A 14,048-nucleotide genomic window follows, 5' to 3' on the forward strand; every position below is an offset into this window, starting at 1 on the left:
TACATATGACGACCTACGAACTTTATATCAATGATATTTTGTGCGACCTGTCGAGTGACGAAGTCGTAACCCTGCTCTATCAAAGCCCAATATTTTCGAGCCTCGACAGCATCCAGTCGAACCGTTCCTACAATATTGCGCTGCCGCCTACGCCTGCCAATATGCGGGCTATAGGTCAGGCAGCCCGCCCGGATGCGGATGCTGACGCTCCGTATGTACGACTTCCGGCGGCGTTGTATCAGGACGGGGTGCCGCTGTTCACGCAGGGTTTCGCCGTGGTTACGGATATTGCGGATACGATCAATGTAACGCTTACGTGGGGCAATGCGGATAACTTTCAGCCTCTGTTTGACGCGAACCTGCGGGATTTGGGGGCGCAGTTGGAGGAAGCCGGAGCGGACCACATTGATTGGAACGAAAACACGACCATTTTAGAAGGAAATACGACCAATGAATACCCCGGTGTAGCGTTTTGGGGCGTGAATTTCGGAATGGGACTGTCGAACCCCAAGTATTTGCACCCGTCCGTGCAGGTGAAAACAATTCTTTCGGCTATCGAAAAGTATAACGGGATCACTATCGACGGCAAGGAGCGGCTGGCGTACAGCAAAAACCTCGGACCTATTATTCCGCTTGTATCAAAAAATGGGGATGAAATATCGAATGAGGCAGAAGCATTGCGATTTACGGCTAATAGCACAAATTTTAAGAATCAAATATACGGTGTATTAGGCCGGGGTAATATAATCAAAGACCCGCATGAGATAGCATATGGATCTTGTACTACAAAATTTAATAAAACGGATTTATCAGTACATATTACGATTAAACCGAGTAATGGAACAGGAGCATATGGATATTTTACACATAGGCCGCCAGAATGGGGAGATCCCAAGGAGATGCATATAATGCTTACTGAATTGGATGGTAATTCCGAAATAGTAAAATCCACAATATTAGGTACATCATACAATGTAGAACTGGTTGGCTCTACTGGTGATGGAGTTAATGTATATAGATTCAATTTTGTGCCGCTTGATATAACTTATCCGTTAATAGAAAACACCGAAATTTTACTTCATTATGAAGATCCAGCAGGTGAAATATATATATCAAACCCATATTCAACTCCATTAACAGTAAATATTTGGGCAAATTGGACCGATTGTGCGTTCCCTACAAGATTCCCCGTCGCCCCCAATCTCCCCGACATTTCCCAGGGCGATTTTATCCTCGCCCTGATGTCCATGAACGGTCTGTTCGCCTATGCGGACAAGGACAGCCCTAACACGATCAAGCTGATAAGCATCGATGACATAATCGCCAATGTTCAGAATAACGACATCATCGACTGGAGCGACCGGGTAATACTGAACGATTTTCACCGGGTGGATATGCCCGACGCATCGATTTTCACCATCGATGACCTCGCCCAAAGCAACATCCTCGACTACGACAACGACGACGATGTAAAGACCGACACATACGGAACCATCACGATCCGAAACGAGAACATCGAGAAAGAAACGGAACTTGTGTCGCTGCCTTTCTCGGCGTCGGAGAACGCAACTACAAACGAGGTGAATTGTGCATTGGTGCCGATCTACGAGGATCACAGTACAGAAGACAAGGAGAATATCACTTATTCGGAGTGTTCGCCACGGATATTATCGGGGCGTGGAGCGTTTATGTCGGGCATTGCCCGCTGCATCGGGGTATTCGATCCGTGGATGAGGTTCGGCGGCGAGGAAGGTATCGTAAAGACCCGATATTCGTCCTATCAGAAAGTCGTTGACCGCCTGCGAATCATCACCATTCGGGCAAAACTCACGGCTCTCGATCTCTACAACCTCGACTACACGAAGCCGGTGTATATAGCCCAATTCGGGCAGATATTCGCCATATATTCGGTAGAAACAGGCGAAAACGACATCTGCGACTGCCAACTGCTGAAACTGAAAGTGGACGGAGTGGTGGCAGCAACGTATTATCTGCGCTTGGACGGCAAGAATGAAGACAGCCAATGGGTTGCAGAAGCGGACGGCATTAACGGCACAGCGTATGCCATAACATCGAACGGAACGCCCTATATCGTCGATTACGATTCCCGCCTTTATGTCGATCTGTACGAGGAGGACGGCGATCTGTATCTGTCTATCTACGCCCCCGAAAACGCCGGAACAGAGGAAATTAATTACAACCCTGTCATTCTGGGAATTCAGGAGAACGACGCCGTGCGCCGGCAGGTGGCAGTATCCCAGAAAGCAAAGTCGGCCTAATTTATTAACCATTAATCTATATGAAGAATGAAATAAAGCGTACGGGAACAGCCCGCAAAGTGGGCCGCCCTCGTGCATATACCCCCGAAGCCCTTGAAGCCAAGTTTGAGGAATACGTCGAATGGGTGAAAGCGAATCCGGTTTACATCAACAAGGTTTCAGCAGGGGAAATAATTCCCGTTCCAACACAGCGTCCCCTGACATTGGTGGGATTCTGCCAATTTGCGAAGATCAGCAGGCAAAATTTCTATGAATATGAGTCAAGGGAGGAATTTTCTGACATCCTTACGTGCGTGCGCGAGGCTATCGAGGCGGACCAGCTGGAGGGCGCATTATGTGGACAGTACGATTCGGGAATCGTTGCCCGGGTTCTGCATCTTGCCGACCGTCAGGATGTGACCACCAACGGCAAGGAGATAACGACCGCAACGCAGCCTATTTCCGTGGTCCTCGACCCCGAAGCGGCCAAGATCATCCAGTCCATCGGCAGGCGGACAGTAAAGGAATGACGGGGCACGCTGCGTGTGATGATGCACGCCACCGAATAACGACGAAATGACGAGAGCCGGGAATTACTCCGGCTCTCTTTGTCTTTTATCGAGCGTATTTGCGTTCTGGAATGCCTAAATTTCGACGATCTCCTAACGGGTGAAGCATATACCCTCCAAAGAGCAAGCGTCGCCAAATCGGCTATTTCTTTGTTGTCGGCTTGAACCCTATCGGCTGGGAGGGCTTGCGGGCTTGTGGCACTTTGATCGACAATGCTGCGATAGCCTGATAGATATTGTCGAGTTCCTGGCGCATATCCTCCGACAGATCGCTGACCGCTTCGGCATTGTCTGCATCAGCCCGCTCCAGTAGTGCCAGTTTTGCCCGAATTTCGGCCAATTCTGCCGTGATTTGGGTTGTGGTGGTAATGTAGTTGCGCATTGCTACAAAAGCCCGCATAATGGCCCTATTTACCCGTATAGCCGTCTCGCTACGCAGGACGCTCGAAAGCATTGCGACACCCATTTCCGTAAAAGCAAATGGCATATAGCGACGACCACCCCAATTTGAGGACGCATTTTGTGATGTTAGACTTGAGGTCGCAATTTGCGTCCTCAAAATTTCATATTCTTTTTCCGAGAGTACAAACATAAAATCGTCGCCCTCGAAACGCTCGATATTGCGCCTTACGGCCTCTTTCAGCCGCTTTGTCTCCACTTGGTAGAGTTCGGCCAGGTCGAAGTCCAGCATTACCCGCTGGCCTCGTATTTCGTAAATCTTGCTTTGGATGGGTTGCAGTTCCATAAGTCGGTATTGTTAAGATTTATCCCTCGTATCCTTCGTAATAGTACGACTGTTCGATTCCCTTGAAAATAACTTCCCGATCATCCGTGCGGTCGGTTAATGCCTGGCCGAGCAGGGCCCGTAATTCCAGATCATTGATCGGGCTGCGTTCCATAGCCTGCAAATACAAATCCTTATCCACCTTCCGCCAATCCACAACCTGCTGGAGGCGCTTTTTCAGCATCATGTCGAGCCAGATGCGAGTGGCCCGACCGTTGCCCTCCATGAACGGGTGTGCGATGTTCATTTCGACATATTTTGCGATGATCTCCTCGAAGGTCGTTTCCGGCATCTGCTCGATCACCGGGAGGATCGCACCCAGATAAAGGCAATTTGCAAAGCGAAAGCCCCCCTTTGCGATGTTCAGCGTCCGAATCTTTCCGGCAAAGTCATACAACCCACCGAACAGATAGCGGTGAATCTCACAAAGCCCGGCCACGGTTCCGACCTCTATACGGTCGATGTCCCCCGATTCGAAAAGGGCGTGCGCTTGTTTGAGGCTTTGGGCGTCTATTTGATAGGTTTTAGAATTCATATAGGACGGTTTTTTATTTCGTTTTCCAGTTCTTTCAGTTGTTCCATATCCTCACGGTCTGCCTCAATAGCTTCTTTGCGTTTGCGGCGTGCATTGAATTCTTCGTAAACCTGATAAGCGAATTTGTCTTTGTGCTCTTTACGGACCATTCCAGCGTTAGATAACAAGCGTTGGTCGTTGGAAAGCAGAATTTTATCGACGTTTTCACGCCAAAAATTCATTGTGAGGTCTTTTCGGTTTTTGGCTCTGAATTCAGCTGTTTCTAAGAAGATAACGACTAGTCGATTCAAAGAATCCAATTCGTCGTGTGTCAAATAATTTTTGGCAATAATGACATCTTGTTTGCGCACTACCGCCCCTTTCCAAGAAGTCAGCCCCATATTCGGAGCATCTGCATCGGCTCGTGTCATTACGATCTCCGCGGATGTCTGACCCGTTACAGCATACAATAGTTTGTTTTGGGTTTCGGCATAAAACATTTGCGTCGCTTTGTCTGTTTTGTCATAGTCATTACTCAGGGCAAACAGGTCGCGCACCTTTTGATAAAATCGCTTTTCCGAGGCTCGAATATCGCGAATACGGGCGAGAAGTTCGTCGAAATGATCCGGGCGGCCGTCGGGATTTTTCAATCGCTCATCGTCAATTACGAACCCTTTACGCAGGTATTCGGCAAGATTGCGGTTTGCCCATTGGCGGAACTGCACGCCGCGGATAGATCGAACGCGAAACCCTACCGCTAAAATCATTTCCAATGAATAGAATTTAACTTGGTAGGGCTTGCCATCTGTGGCAGTTGTTAAGTAATTCTTAATAACTGAATCGGCGGTTAATTCTTTGTCTTTTAGTATGTTGTTTATGTGCTGGCTAATGTTGGGGACCGAGGTGGCAAAAAGTTCGGCCAACTGCATTTGATTGAGCCAGACCGATCCGTCGCGGGCCAGTAATGAAACACTACTTTTTCCGTCGGCTGAATTGTATAGTATCAATTCTTGTTCCATGATGCAGATGTTTGAGGTTATTCCCCTTTTTCTACTTTGATAAGTTTGCCGCAATGCGGGCAGGTGATTGTGTTTGTCGGTTGAGGGGCGAAAAAATCACCCACGTTACAACCAATAGCGGCGGCAATACGCTCAAGCACTTCTACACTTGGATTCCCATTAATATGCTGGCTAAGTCCGACGGGCGTAATTCCCATTTTTTCGGCCACTTCTTTAACAGTTAGGCCGTTAGCCTTTATTGTTCTCTTTATATCCATAGCTTTAAATCTTTGGTACTGGTACAAATGTAGCTATAACTTTATTTTTCTGCAAAAATAATAGTAAAAACTTTATTTTTTATTTGCATAATTAAATTTATAGCTTTATATTTGCATCAAGAAATAAAACCAATAACTATAAATGTTATGACAACCACCCGCACCCGCTACAACAAATCGAAGATCATGCGCAACGCCTGGTATCTGAAACGTGCCAACGCTTCGATGACCTTTTCGGCCTGCCTGCGCAAGGCTTGGCGTAACGAGAAGCTGGCGGTCATGACGGCGATAATCGAGAACCGCCTGATGGAGGAATCGAAGGTTGCGGAATGGCATCCGCTGGCAAATGTTCCGGCCGACTACTACGGCAACAGCAGAACGTATTACGGAGACTAACGATAACCGGGGGCGTACCGCCCCTCAACACCTATTACGGAAATTGAAAAATAGCGAGATTCTCGCAAAACCTCGATAAAACAATGAATGAACAATTAACCCGGTCCGACATTCGGACAATGGCCCGCAAGGCGGCCGATTACATCACCTTCAACTGCGACGGCGTAAGCGAAGGTTTCGAAATTACCCACAAGGGGTACACGATATTCGTTGACTATTCGGCCCGGTTGTGCAACGACGAGATGAGCGAATTTACAGAAGTCCCCGCCGTATGGGACCGGGCGGGCCGGGAGTGTCCGGAGATCGCCGAAGCCTTGCAATTAATGTTGAACTAACCGATTAAAACTATAAAATCATGACTATCGAAGATTTGAAAAACGTAAAATTAAGCCCGATGACCGCCGGATACCTGGCTATCTATATCAAATTATCGGACCTCTGCGGCGAGGCGGCGGAAGTTACCGAAATGGATTACGGCGGCTCGGCGGTCAATGAGGTGAACAGTGAATTTGACAGCGCATTAGGCAAAGCGCAAGACGAGGTAATGAAGTTGGCCGTGATGTCCATGACGGAAAATTTATGTACGTTGTCCAACAATACCGAACTATGATCTACGAACTGACATACGGCGGCTATCGGTTGGGGACATTCCCCACCGAGGCCGAGGCTGTCCGCCGGGCAGGGTATCTTCCGAAGGGGCGCTATACCGTCCGGGAATGGGAAAAGGATGGCGAATTTTCGACGTTCGACCCTTCGATGAATAAATGCTACTGTTTCACCAATAAATAAAATTTTAACGCTATGGACTACAACAGACAGACAATTGCAAACGAAATCGCCAGCTTCAAATACACGATGAAGCAAACAAACGACGATATATCCCCCGCCGAAATAATTGACGGGCTTATGCAGTGGGTAGAGCAATACACAAACGTGCTGCACGAAATATCCGTCGCCGAGACCCTCGACGATTTGAAAGAGTTGAAACAAAACGCAGCGTGCCCCGACATCCGCCCCGATGTTGCGATATGGGCGTTGCGCAGGATTGTGCGGGTAATAATGGCTGCGGATTGTTTGTATCAGCGCCTATGCCGGGAATCTTGAAGCACAAAATAACCTTCGATTGCGAGACCTCTCAACTTCATTCGGGAACGATTATTTGCCCCAGCCGTCAATCCGGGCGGCTGGGTTTGCTGTTGCTGGCCCTGCTGGCCTTTTGGAGGCACAACGGTATTATCGACATTGCGCCGTATTATCCCGCTACGAGGAATTTTCCGACATCCTTACGTGCGTGCGTGAACAACCGGCGGAAATTCCCGTCCGTTGAATACAAAGCCGGGCCGCAGTTTGCCTATGTATTAACTCAGCAAGGCGAATTTTTGCGCGTCTATACGCGCGTGCGAGGTTGCCGGGAGTTTTTCGCCGTCTGTGCGCGCGTAAACGCGTAAAGCCAAACCTTTCGGATGGGGTCAATCGAGGTTTAACAGCATTAAAAATCGGCAAAGTTGTGTATAAATTGTGTGTAAATGAAAAACAAATCAGCCATCTACCTGTGTGTAAATGGCTGATTTTCAAGTGGGCCCAGAGGGGCATGATCCCACGACCTTCGGATTATGAGTCCGCTGCTCTGACCAACTGAGCTATGGGCCCGGTCCTGCGCCCCGGGGGCGCTTTCGTGGCGCAAAGATAGAAAAAGTATTCAGATTGCGCAACCCCGAGGTGCTTCGGGTGCGAAAAAATTTGCACGCGGGCTTGTTTGTTGCGAATTAATTCGTACCTTTGTCGCGCTTAAGCATTAATTAAAAACAAAAACAACGAAATGAAAAAGGGTATTCATCCGGAGAATTATCGTTTGGTGGCGTTCAAGGACATGTCCAACGACGTCGTGTTTTTGTGTCGGTCCGCCGTTTCGACAAAAGAGACCATCGAAGTGAACGGCGAAACCTATCCCGTGTATAAGATGGAAATTTCCAACACCTCGCACCCGTTCTACACGGGTAAGATGAAGTTGGTTGACACCGCTGGTCGCGTCGATAAGTTTATGAGCCGTTACGCAAAACGCTACGATAAGAAGAATGCGAAGTAAAACTGCTTGCGCATTTACGAAATAACGGGCTGCAACCGAGGGTTGCGGCCCGTTGTTTTTCATTCCCCGCAGGGAATTTCCGGTCTTTGTGAAAAAATCCGTACAAGATTTTATTTTTATGCATATATTTGCGCCTGAAGGCAAACAAGACCGTAAACCCTTAAAGAGTCGGAGCCATGAAAAACAAGATGAAGCATATAGCAACCGCCGCGGCGCTGGGCGTCGTTGCACTCCTTGCCTCCTGCGTGAGCAGGCAGGTTGCCGTCGAGGTCGAGAGCCGGAGCGATTCGCTGGAGTTGGTCGTCAGCGCGAAGGACTCGCTGATCAATGCCGTGTTCGCGGACATCAACGCCATCTCGGAGAACCTCGCGCTGATCAAGTCGCGCGAGAACCTGATCACCGTGGCCGGGGAGTCGGAGGGAGGCCGCCGTCCCGTCGAGGAGATCGACAACGACATCAAGGCCATCGACCGGCTGCTGCGGGAGAACCGCGCGAAGATCGAGTCGCTGCAACGTTCGGCGGCCCAGCTGCGCAAGGCCAATCTGCGTATCGACGGTCTGGAGAAGATGATCGCCGACATGAACAGGCAGCTGGCGGAGAAGAAGGCCGAGGTGGAGCAGCTGCGCGAGAGCCTCGTCCGGATGGGCGACGAGGTGAAGAGCCTGACCGAGGAGGTGGCTGTCCGCAGCGCCGAGGTCGAGAACCTGAGCGGCGAGAAGGTCGAGTTGCAGAACCAGCTCAACACGGTCTATTACATCGTGGGGGCCGAGAAGGAGTTGCGCGACGCGCAGATCATCAACAAGCAGGGATTCATCGGACGGACGCTGACCGTCGGACGGAACAGTAATTTCGACAGCTTCACGATGGCCGATTCGCGCCTGCTGTCGGAGGTCCCCGTCGGACAGAAGAAGGCGACGCTCGTCACTTCGCATCCCGAGGGGTCGTACGAACTGGTGACCGACGCGAACAAGGTCGTCGAGAAACTGATCATCACCGATCCCGTGCGGTTCTGGGAGTCTTCGAAAATTCTGATCATTAGTTACAAATAGGCGGTTCGTCCGCCGTTACAACGCTTTTCAGGGTCCCCGCCGGTCGCGGCGGGGACTTTTTTTGACATCATGGGAGCTGATTTGTTTGCTTTTCCTGATTTTTTTGTATATTTGTTCGTAAAATCACGTTACACAGATCAAATAAGTTTATGGATTATCAACCCCAACCGCAGTTTGAGGAGTCGGCATTGAAGGAGAGTTGTTCTGCGGATTGTAGTAGTTGTCCTACGTTCCCGGCGCCGTTCCGCCGCATCGGCGATTCGACCTATTGTCGGTTTTCACAGCTTACGTTTGCAGCCGGAGAAGGGGTGACGTTCCCCGCAGACCGCATGGTGCGCATCCTTTTCGTGATGTCGGGATCGTTGAGGCTGGAACACGGAAACGACACGGTGCGTCTGGTTACGTCGAAACAGTGCGTGTGTCTCGCCCGCAGCGAACGCTTCGTGGTGACGGCTCAGGACGACGAGACGCATGTGGTCGTGCTGTCGCTCATCCACCGGATCGAATTCTGCGAGCAGGACATTTTCGACAAGGTGATGCCCTACGACTCGGTCGTTCCGACCGAATCGGTCCCCATGCTTTCGATGCATCCGGCGATAGAACGCCTTTTGAGCACATTCTTTACGATCCGCCAGATGTTCAACTGCGTCCGCTACCACCGGATGAAGGCCACCGAGCTTTTTATGATGATCAAGGTGCTCTACACGCCGACCGAACATGCCTACTTCTTCCAGTCGATGATTCAGCCGCAGGACAATTTCCGCGTCTTCGTCTGCAACAATTACGACAAGGCACAGGGCGTCGCCGAGCTGGCTTCGCTGGCGGGCATGAGCCTCTCGGTCTTCAAACGCCGCTTCGCCGAGCATTTCAACGACAGCGTTTACCACTGGATGATGCGCCAGAAGGCGCTGAAGGTCTTCACCGACATCCGCGACGGCGAGGACAGCACCAAGGCGCTGATGAACAAGTACGGGTTCCGTCACTACACGCAGTTCAGCCGTTTCTGCAAGAATTACCTTCAGGCGACGCCCGCGCAGCTGATCAACTCGATCAAGAAGAAATAGGGCCGCCGGCCGCCACGGATAAAAAGGATGAAAAGGAGACCTCCCCGCAGGTCTCCTTTTTTCGATGCGACGCCGGATGAACCGCGCACGGCGTCATCGGGCCGGTCGCGGCGTAGGGCATCGGGCCGGATCGGATTTGCGGGTGACGCCGGGGCGGATGCCATCTGGTTTTCAGCGTTCCAGCACGTAGACGTTCAGGTCGATCCACTCTCCGTCGGAGAGCTGTTCGCCCTGTGCCTCGACATGGCTGCGGAGGAAGCCGAGACGCTGCGGAATGCGGTTGCTCGGGAGGTTGCCCGTGCCGCAGCGGATCTCGACACGCCGCATGCCCATCTCCCCGAACGCAAGGTCGCAGAGCGTCCGCACGGCGGCCGCCATGATCCCCTTGCCCTGCTGTTCCTCGCGCAGCCAGTAGCCGATCTCGACGCTGCGCCTGGCGGCGTCGGCCGATTTGAAGCCGATCAGTCCCGCAAAGGCGTTGCCGCTGCGGAGCGTGAAGACCGGATTGGCCGTGTCGGCGAGCATTCCGGCCACCACCTGCCGGGTCTGCTCGATCCGGTGCGTGTCGGCCACGAACGGGAGCCAGCGGCCCAGGTGGCGGCGTTGGGTGTCGATCGAGGCGAAGATGTCCGGCGCGTCCTCCGTGCGGAGCCGCCGGAGCGCGTAAGGGCCGAAGAGGGGGATGGTTTCCATAGTGCGTGAATTCGTAGCGGTAAAGATACGAAAAAGCGGGACGGTTTCAAAGCCGGATGGCGCTCGATTCGGCAAAACGCGCCGAACGATAAAGGCGGCAGGCCCTTGGCGCCGAAGATCGGGAAAAAGCGCGCATTCGGGTTTGCATATAAAAATAGGTGTCGAAGGCCCGGGATCCTGCCGCCCGGGAGCTGCCGGGACGCCGTCCGGGTGGCGGGGTGACATAGTTGGCCCGGGGAGGTAATATTTTTTGCGGTAGCTGTTGCGTTATCCAAAACTTTTCCTATCTTTGCACCCGATTTCGCCCCTGAAGTCAGGACGATCGGGCGCGGTTCTTTGAGAAGAGTGAAAAAGTAGAAAATTTATTCCGAATAATTTGCGCGATAAATTTTTTATGCCTACTTTTGCAATCCAAAACGGTGAATACTGCCGATGTAGCTCAGTTGGCCAGAGCAGCTGATTTGTAATCAGCTGGTCGGGGGTTCGAATCCCTCCATCGGCTCGGAAAGCCGACGCGAGGGAAGCGAAATGAAGTTACAAAACCGCGTTAGCGGCACAGATGAAAAAGATTGGCGGCACAGGCTTGCCTGACGCAGACAAGGTTTTTCAGATGTGAGGTTTCGAAGAAACTTTTGTAACGGAAGCAGCGACCGGGCGCCGGTAGAACGAAAGCCTCCCCAAAGCGGGATCGGCGAAGTGGAACGAGGCGCAGCCGAGTGAAACGAGCCAATTCCTCCGGGAAAGACGAGCGAAGCGAATTCCTCACGGGAGAGGAGCAAAACAAGGGAAGTTACCAGAGTGGCCAAATGGGGCAGACTGTAAATCTGCTGGCGTACGCCTTCGGTGGTTCGAATCCATCACTTCCCACAAAAAAGAGTGCCGGTTGGAGTTGCAGGCCCGGCGCCGTCGAGAGACGGTGTGAGGGAGGGGATAACTCTGATACGGTCTGTTTTTGCGGAAGTAGCTCAGTTGATAGAGCATCAGCCTTCCAAGCTGAGGGTCGCGAGTTTGAGCCTCGTCTTCCGCTCCAATGCGCAGCAGCGTGTGATACGAACGCCTCCGTTCAGCGATGATGGGGAGTTTGTGTCGCTCGCTTGTTCTGCGAAATGAATTTTAAAACTTTGGGACAATTTTTAACAATACTTTAAATACTTAATACTATGGCAAAAGAAAAATTCGACCGGTCGAAACCGCACGTAAACATCGGTACCATCGGTCACGTTGACCACGGTAAGACCACCCTTACCGCTGCTATCACGACTGTTTTGGCAAAGAACGGTCTGTCGGAACTCCGTTCGTTCGACTCGATCGACAACGCTCCCGAGGAGAAAGAGCGTGGTATCACGATCAACACCTCGCACGTTGAGTACCAGACGGCCAACCGCCACTACGCTCACGTAGACTGCCCGGGCCACGCCGACTATGTGAAGAACATGGTTACCGGTGCCGCTCAGATGGACGGCGCCATTCTGGTCGTTGCCGCTACGGACGGTCCGATGCCCCAGACCAACGAGCACGTGCTGCTCGCCCGTCAGGTGAACGTACCGCGCATCGTCGTTTTCCTGAACAAGTGCGACATGGTGGACGATCCCGAAATGCTCGACCTGGTCGAGATGGAGGTTCGCGACCTGCTTTCCAAGTATGAGTACGATGGCGACAACGCTCCCATCATCCGCGGTTCCGCACTCGGCGGCCTGAACGGCGAGCCGAAGTGGGAGGAGAAGATCATGGAGCTGATGGCTGCCGTTGACGAATATATCCCCGTTCCTCCGCGTGAGAACGAGAAGCCGTTCCTGATGCCTGTCGAGGACGTGTTCTCGATCACCGGCCGCGGTACCGTCGTAACGGGCCGTATCGAAACCGGTGTCATCCACGTAGGCGATCCCGTCGAGATCGTAGGTCTTGAGGAGAAGACCCTCACGTCGACCTGCACGGGCGTCGAGATGTTCCGCAAGCTGCTCGACGAGGGCGAGGCCGGCGACAACGTAGGTCTGCTGCTCCGCGGTATCGACAAGAAGGAGGTTAAGCGCGGTATGGTAGTCGCCAAGCCGGGTTCGATCACTCCGCACACCGAGTTCGAGGCCGAGGTCTACATCTTGAAGAAAGAGGAGGGTGGCCGTCACACGCCGTTCCACAACAACTATCGTCCCCAGTTCTACCTGCGTACGATGGACGTAACGGGTGAGGTTCACCTGCCCGCAGGCGTCGACATGGTTATGCCGGGCGACCACGTGACCATCACCGTGAAGCTGATCTACCCCGTAGCTATCAACGAAGGTCTGCGTTTCGCAATCCGCGAGGGTGGCCGTACGGTAGGTGCAGGTCAGATCCTGAAGATCGTGAAGTAGTTCAGGCGCGAGAGCCATCGGAAGGTTGCTTGCGAATGGCCGAGCGACGCCGACTACTGTCGCCTGCGGTTTTCGGGCGACGAAATAATAGACAGAAAGCAGTACGGGTTACTGTACTCTTTCTGTCACCTAGGAGCATAGTTCAAGGGTAGAATAGCGGTCTCCAAAACCGTTGATGGGAGTTCGAATCTCTCTGCTCCTGCCAAGAGTAAAAGACGAAGATATGTTCAAATACGTTAAAGAATCTTACAACGAGCTTGTAAACAAGGTAACGTGGCCTACGTTTCCGCAGCTCCAGAGTTCTACGATCGTCGTGATGGTGGCTTCGGTCATCTTTGCCGTGGTCGTTCTGGCGATGGACGTGACGTTCGAGAACGTGATGGCAGGCATTTACAAGACCCTGGGCGGTCTTGGCCGTTAATTGTTTGCTGAACGATGAGCGAGATTAAGAAACAGTGGTATGTCGTCCGCGCAATCGGTGGCAAGGAGGGGAAGGTCAAAGAGTATATCGAGGCTGAAATCCGCCACAACCACCTTGAGGACTACATTTCCCAGGTGCTGATCCCTACCGAAAAAGTCTATACCATCCGCAACGGAAAGAAGGTCTCCAAGGAGAAGGTCTCTTATCCGGGCTACGTGCTGGTGGAGGCTGCGTTCGTAGGGCAGATTCCGATTATAATTCGCAATACCCCCAACGTGCTGGGTTTCCTCGGCGACACCAAAGAGGACAGCCGCAAGATGAACGCCACGCCTCTGCGTCCGCAGGAGGTAGCGCGTATTCTCGGCCGCGTCGACGAACTGAACGCACAGGAGGAGGAGAACGAAATACCCTTCTTTGTCGGCGAGACCGTCAAGGTTACGGACGGTCCTTTCTCGAGCTTCCAAGGTACTATCGAGGCAGTCGACAACGAGCGCAAGAAACTCACGGTATCGGTGAAGATATTCGGGCGCAAAACTCCTATGGAGTTGAGTTTCACCCAAGTAGAAAAAGAATAATTAACCAAGGAAAAC

Annotated in this window: 19 protein-coding genes and 5 tRNA genes; 18 read left to right on the plus strand and 6 right to left on the minus strand. The window is 51.9% G+C overall.

From position 1 onward, the window contains the following. Positions 1 to 5: 5 nt before the first annotated feature. Both BHV64_RS04200 and BHV64_RS04205 read left to right on the plus strand, forming a co-directional pair. The gene (locus tag BHV64_RS04200; protein WP_288115584.1) at positions 6 to 2,279 is read left to right on the plus strand and encodes a hypothetical protein; all 2,274 of its coding nucleotides are present in this window, start codon (positions 6 to 8) and stop codon (positions 2,277 to 2,279) included. 20 nt (positions 2,280 to 2,299) lie between these two features. Continuing rightward, on the plus strand, positions 2,300 to 2,788 hold the full coding sequence (locus tag BHV64_RS04205; RefSeq protein WP_147620914.1) for a terminase small subunit: 489 nt from the start codon (positions 2,300 to 2,302) through the stop codon (positions 2,786 to 2,788). Between the two features lie 181 nt (positions 2,789 to 2,969). On the opposite strand, the gene BHV64_RS04210 is transcribed toward BHV64_RS04205, so the two are convergent. From BHV64_RS04210 to BHV64_RS04225, 4 genes are read right to left on the minus strand one after another with little or no spacing between them, the layout of a single operon-like run. Then, positions 2,970 to 3,572: an ORF6N domain-containing protein gene (locus BHV64_RS04210; RefSeq protein WP_147620915.1), complete on the minus strand. Its 603-nt coding sequence runs from the start codon at positions 3,570 to 3,572 to the stop codon at positions 2,970 to 2,972. 19 nt (positions 3,573 to 3,591) lie between these two features. Continuing rightward, complete coding sequence (gene fic / locus BHV64_RS04215) at positions 3,592 to 4,146, minus strand: protein adenylyltransferase Fic (RefSeq protein WP_147620916.1); 555 nt, start codon at positions 4,144 to 4,146, stop codon at positions 3,592 to 3,594. Further along, a complete protein-coding gene (locus BHV64_RS04220) occupies positions 4,143 to 5,144 on the minus strand; it encodes a virulence RhuM family protein (RefSeq protein WP_195285851.1) in 1,002 nt (333 codons plus the stop codon). The genes fic and BHV64_RS04220 overlap by 4 nt, the downstream gene beginning before the upstream one ends. A gap of 17 nt (positions 5,145 to 5,161) precedes the next feature. Beyond that, a complete protein-coding gene (locus tag BHV64_RS04225) occupies positions 5,162 to 5,401 on the minus strand; it encodes a helix-turn-helix domain-containing protein (protein ID WP_147620918.1) in 240 nt (79 codons plus the stop codon). A gap of 147 nt (positions 5,402 to 5,548) precedes the next feature. Here BHV64_RS04225 and BHV64_RS04230 point away from each other — a divergent pair, with 147 nt between their 5' ends. From BHV64_RS04230 to BHV64_RS04255, 6 genes are all read left to right on the plus strand, one after another. Next, a complete protein-coding gene (locus tag BHV64_RS04230; RefSeq protein ID WP_217727721.1) occupies positions 5,549 to 5,797 on the plus strand; it encodes a hypothetical protein in 249 nt (82 codons plus the stop codon). Positions 5,798 to 5,880: 83 nt separating this feature from the next. Continuing rightward, the gene (locus tag BHV64_RS04235; RefSeq protein WP_178499424.1) at positions 5,881 to 6,132 is read left to right on the plus strand and encodes a hypothetical protein; all 252 of its coding nucleotides are present in this window, start codon (positions 5,881 to 5,883) and stop codon (positions 6,130 to 6,132) included. A 20-nt stretch (positions 6,133 to 6,152) separates the two neighbouring features. Further along, positions 6,153 to 6,407 carry a hypothetical protein gene (locus tag BHV64_RS04240; RefSeq protein ID WP_178499426.1) on the plus strand — a complete coding sequence of 85 codons (255 nt, stop codon included), beginning with the start codon at positions 6,153 to 6,155 and terminating at the stop codon, positions 6,405 to 6,407. After that, positions 6,404 to 6,586 (plus strand): hypothetical protein, encoded by a 183-nt coding sequence (locus BHV64_RS04245; protein WP_147620921.1) that lies wholly within the window; start codon positions 6,404 to 6,406, stop codon positions 6,584 to 6,586. Before BHV64_RS04240 ends, BHV64_RS04245 begins: the two co-directional genes overlap by 4 nt. Positions 6,587 to 6,598: 12 nt before the next feature. Beyond that, positions 6,599 to 6,901: a hypothetical protein gene (locus BHV64_RS04250; protein WP_147620922.1), complete on the plus strand. Its 303-nt coding sequence runs from the start codon at positions 6,599 to 6,601 to the stop codon at positions 6,899 to 6,901. Continuing rightward, the gene (locus BHV64_RS04255; RefSeq protein ID WP_195580089.1) at positions 6,898 to 7,245 is read left to right on the plus strand and encodes a hypothetical protein; all 348 of its coding nucleotides are present in this window, start codon (positions 6,898 to 6,900) and stop codon (positions 7,243 to 7,245) included. The genes BHV64_RS04250 and BHV64_RS04255 overlap by 4 nt, the downstream gene beginning before the upstream one ends. Before the next feature lie 128 nt (positions 7,246 to 7,373). Here BHV64_RS04255 and BHV64_RS04260 read toward each other — a convergent pair. After that, positions 7,374 to 7,447, minus strand: a tRNA-Ile gene (locus tag BHV64_RS04260). A 169-nt stretch (positions 7,448 to 7,616) separates the two neighbouring features. Here BHV64_RS04260 and BHV64_RS04265 point away from each other — a divergent pair. From BHV64_RS04265 to BHV64_RS04275, 3 genes are all read left to right on the plus strand, one after another. Beyond that, positions 7,617 to 7,883, plus strand: coding sequence for a type B 50S ribosomal protein L31 (locus BHV64_RS04265; protein WP_015548070.1), 267 nt, complete (start codon positions 7,617 to 7,619; stop codon positions 7,881 to 7,883). A gap of 176 nt (positions 7,884 to 8,059) precedes the next feature. Further along, complete coding sequence (locus tag BHV64_RS04270) at positions 8,060 to 8,932, plus strand: hypothetical protein (RefSeq protein WP_288115585.1); 873 nt, start codon at positions 8,060 to 8,062, stop codon at positions 8,930 to 8,932. Between the two features lie 149 nt (positions 8,933 to 9,081). Next, positions 9,082 to 9,996, plus strand: a complete 915-nt coding sequence (locus BHV64_RS04275; protein ID WP_022061388.1) for a helix-turn-helix domain-containing protein — start codon at positions 9,082 to 9,084, stop codon at positions 9,994 to 9,996. 171 nt (positions 9,997 to 10,167) lie between these two features. Here the strand turns inward: BHV64_RS04275 and BHV64_RS04280 are convergent, their stop codons facing one another. After that, the gene (locus BHV64_RS04280; protein WP_217727858.1) at positions 10,168 to 10,689 is read right to left on the minus strand and encodes a GNAT family N-acetyltransferase; all 522 of its coding nucleotides are present in this window, start codon (positions 10,687 to 10,689) and stop codon (positions 10,168 to 10,170) included. Positions 10,690 to 11,117: 428 nt separating this feature from the next. On the opposite strand from BHV64_RS04280, the gene BHV64_RS04285 reads away from it, so the two are divergent. The 7 genes from BHV64_RS04285 (at position 11,118) to nusG (ending at position 14,033) form a co-directional block, all read left to right on the plus strand. Next, positions 11,118 to 11,191: transfer RNA gene (locus tag BHV64_RS04285), tRNA-Thr, on the plus strand. A gap of 282 nt (positions 11,192 to 11,473) precedes the next feature. Further along, positions 11,474 to 11,556 (plus strand) — tRNA-Tyr (locus BHV64_RS04290). An 87-nt stretch (positions 11,557 to 11,643) separates the two neighbouring features. Beyond that, positions 11,644 to 11,719, plus strand: a tRNA-Gly gene (locus BHV64_RS04295). Positions 11,720 to 11,849: 130 nt separating this feature from the next. Further along, a complete protein-coding gene (gene tuf, locus BHV64_RS04300; protein ID WP_015548066.1) occupies positions 11,850 to 13,037 on the plus strand; it encodes an elongation factor Tu in 1,188 nt (395 codons plus the stop codon). A gap of 131 nt (positions 13,038 to 13,168) precedes the next feature. Continuing rightward, a tRNA-Trp gene (locus BHV64_RS04305) sits at positions 13,169 to 13,242 on the plus strand. A gap of 18 nt (positions 13,243 to 13,260) precedes the next feature. After that, positions 13,261 to 13,458, plus strand: coding sequence for a preprotein translocase subunit SecE (gene secE / locus BHV64_RS04310; RefSeq protein WP_015548065.1), 198 nt, complete (start codon positions 13,261 to 13,263; stop codon positions 13,456 to 13,458). A gap of 14 nt (positions 13,459 to 13,472) precedes the next feature. Continuing rightward, positions 13,473 to 14,033, plus strand: coding sequence for a transcription termination/antitermination protein NusG (gene nusG / locus BHV64_RS04315; protein WP_015548064.1), 561 nt, complete (start codon positions 13,473 to 13,475; stop codon positions 14,031 to 14,033). Positions 14,034 to 14,048: the final 15 nt, after the last annotated feature.

It is taken from the genome of Alistipes sp. 56_sp_Nov_56_25 (assembly GCF_001915285.1).
Lineage (GTDB): Bacteria > Bacteroidota > Bacteroidia > Bacteroidales > Rikenellaceae > Alistipes > Alistipes shahii.